The sequence below is a fragment of the Kitasatospora sp. NPDC007106 genome, assembly GCF_040634455.1.
In the GTDB taxonomy this organism is placed as follows: Bacteria; Actinomycetota; Actinomycetes; order Streptomycetales; family Streptomycetaceae; genus Kitasatospora; species Kitasatospora arboriphila.
Genome location: NZ_JBEYFP010000765.1, coordinates 1 through 2,749, shown reverse-complemented (window position 1 = coordinate 2,749; position 2,749 = coordinate 1). Strand labels below are relative to the sequence as shown.

At 77.0% G+C, this 2,749-nt stretch carries 4 protein-coding genes; 2 read left to right on the top strand and 2 right to left on the bottom strand.

Translation table 11 applies throughout. The features are described 5' to 3' along the window. On the bottom strand, window positions 1-719 hold a 719-nt coding region (locus tag ABZ641_RS32035; RefSeq protein ID WP_359987499.1), incomplete at its 3' end, for a beta-ketoacyl-ACP synthase 3. Between the two features lie 92 nt (window positions 720-811). On the opposite strand from ABZ641_RS32035, the gene ABZ641_RS32030 reads away from it, so the two are divergent. Both ABZ641_RS32030 and ABZ641_RS32025 read left to right on the top strand, forming a co-directional pair. Beyond that, window positions 812-1,456, top strand: coding sequence for a TetR/AcrR family transcriptional regulator (locus tag ABZ641_RS32030; RefSeq protein WP_344626998.1), 645 nt, complete (start codon window positions 812-814; stop codon window positions 1,454-1,456). Between the two features lie 83 nt (window positions 1,457-1,539). Continuing rightward, on the top strand, window positions 1,540-2,334 hold the full coding sequence (locus ABZ641_RS32025; protein ID WP_359987497.1) for a helical backbone metal receptor: 795 nt from the start codon (window positions 1,540-1,542) through the stop codon (window positions 2,332-2,334). Window positions 2,335-2,358: 24 nt separating this feature from the next. Here ABZ641_RS32025 and ABZ641_RS32020 read toward each other — a convergent pair. Beyond that, the coding region (locus ABZ641_RS32020; RefSeq protein WP_359987494.1) for a (2Fe-2S)-binding protein at window positions 2,359-2,749 on the bottom strand (391 nt) is incomplete at its 5' end.

Below are 2,749 nucleotides of genomic sequence, written 5' to 3'. Positions count from 1 at the left end.
TGGTGGGTGACCACGCCGGTGAGCTCGGACGGGGCGATGCCGGCGCGTTCGCAGGCCTCGCGGGCGATGGCGGGCAGTTCGCCGGTGACCCAGCGGAACACCGACTGGCCCTCCTGGGCGAACCGCGGCTGCCAGTCGTCGACGAGCCGGACGGCGCTGCCGCGGGAGGGGTCGGAGCCCCAGGCGACCGGGCCGATGCCCGCGGTGTCGGAGGCGCTGAGCACGGCCGCGCCGGCGCCGTCGCCGAGCAGGACGCAGGTGCTGCGGTCGGTCCAGTCGGTCACGTCGGACATCTTCTCGGCGCCGATGACCAGGGCGTGCCGGGCGGCGCCGGCCCGCAGGCTGTGGTCGGCGGTGGCGAGGGCGGTGCAGAAGCCGGCGCAGCCGTTGTTGAGGTCGAAGGCGACGGCGGAGGGGATCGCGAGCCGGGCGGCGACCTGGGCGGCGGTGGAGGGGCAGCGGTCGATCGCGCTGCAGGTGGCGACGGTGATCAGGCCGATGTCGGCGGGTTCCAGGCCGGCCGCGGCGAGGGCCTTCTCGGCCGCGGCGGCGGCCATGTCGGCGACGGTCTCCTCGGGGGCGGCGATCCGGCGGGTGGCGATGCCGGTGCGGCGGCGGATCCATTCGTCGTTGGTGTCGACCATCGCGGCGAGGTCGTCGTTGGTCAGGACGCGGGCGGGCTGGTAGTGCCCGAGTGCGGTGATGCGACTGCCCTGCATGCCGGTTTCTCCTCGGCTCGGCGACGGTTCCCGGGAATATAGCAACCGATCGGTCGGACGCTAAGTGGGAGGCGGCTGGATACGATGACGGCATGAGTCCACGCAAGTCCGTCGCCGAGGCCCGAAGAACGAGGGACCGCATCCTGGAGCACGGCATTGCGATCGCCTCCGTCGACGGCCTGGACGGGCTGACCATCGGTCGCCTCGCCACCGACCTGGGCATGAGCAAGGCCGGCGTGCTCGGCCACTTCGGCACCAAGGAGGCGCTGCAGCTCGCCGCGCTGGACGGCGCGGCGGCGATCTTCTCCCGCACGGTGTGGGCACCCGCCGAGCACCGGCCGCCCGGCCTGGCCCGGCTGCGGGCCGTCTGCGAGGCGTGGATCACCTACCTGGAGACGGACCGGGACACCTTCCCCGGCGGGTGCCTGTTCACCACCGCCGCCGTCGAGTTCGACGCCCGCAGCGGGCCGGTGCGCGACGCGGTCGGGCGGCTGCTGCGGGTCTGGCGCCGCCGGCTGGCCGCGGAGGTGCGCACCGCCGTCGCCGAGGGCGAGCTGCCGGCCGGCACCGACGCGGAGCAGCTCGTCTACGAGCTGGGCGGCCTCTACCTCGCGCTGAACCAGGAGCTCCAGCTCTTCGGCGCCCCCGGCGCCGCCGAGCGCACCCGGCGCGGCCTGGACCGCCTGCTCGGCCCGGGCGCCCCGGCGGACCCGGCCCTCACCTCCCGCGCCTCCTGAGCCGGCACCGCCCCGGACGGCGGCCGGGACGCGGGTACCGGCGGCGCGCAGGCCCGGGCCGCGCCCCCGCTACCGTGGACGGCATGGATCTTCCCTCCGCCGAACGGACCGTCAGCGACGACCTGGGCACGCCGGTCCGGCTCGGCCCGGTCTCCCGGGTGGTGTCGCTGGTGCCCTCGCTCACCGAGGCGGTCGCCGCGACCCGCCCGGGGCTGCTGGTCGGCGCCACGGACTGGTGCAGCCACCCGGCCGGGCTGGACGTGGCCCGGATCCGCGGCACCAAGAACCCGGACACCGCCCGGATCGCGGCGCTGCGCCCCGACCTGGTGATCGCCAACGAGGAGGAGAACCGCGCCCCCGACCTCGCGGCGCTCCGCGACGCCGGACTCGCCGTCTGGGTCACCCGGGTCCGCACCCTCGACGAGGCCTTCGCCTCGCTCGACCGGCTGCTCACCACCGCCTGCGGCCTGCCCCGGCCGGCCTGGCTCGACGAGGCGCAGCGGGCCTGGCGCGACCTGCCCGTCCCGGCGGGGCAGCCGCGCCGCGCGGTGGTGCCGATCTGGCGGCGGCCGTGGATGGTGCTCGGCCGCGACACCTTCGCCGGTGACCTGCTGCGCCGCCTCGGCGTGCACCAGCTGTACGCCGACCACGCCGAGCGCTACCCGGCCGTTCCGCTGGACGAACTGCAGGCCGCGGGGGCGGAGTTGGTGGTCCTGCCGGACGAGCCCTACCGCTTCACGGCGACCGACGGGCCGGAGGCCTTCCCCGGCGTCCCGGCCGCCCTGGTCAGCGGCCGCCACCTCACCTGGTACGGCCCCTCGCTGGCCGAGGCGCCCACCCTCCTCGCCGCCGCGCTCGCCGCCGCGACCCCGTCCTGAGCCGCCGGCGGTCCGCCGAGGGTGTCACCGGGTACCGGGCGGGCGGTCGAAGACGCAGTCGCCGCAGACCCCGCCGCCCGGCACCCGGTAGTAGAGGCAGCAGGAGCTGCGCCGGAAGGCGAGCGGGCGGTCCGGGGCGGTGACGCTCCCGGTGCCCTCCAGCGGCGGGGTGTCCAGCAGGTCCCGGACGAGTGCCTCGGCGCGGCGCGCGGCCGCGGTGTGCCGGACGGACGGCGCGGCGGCCAGCACCCGGCCGGCGCCGACCAGGGCCGAGGCGGCGTTGCCGTCGAACAGGCGTTCCGCCACCGGCGCGACCGAGCGGACGGCCGCGGCCAGCGGGACGAGGTTCTCCACCGCCACGGCCTGCCGGAGGCCGTCGGCGAGCGGTCCGTCCGCGGCGGCCGGCCGGTCCGGC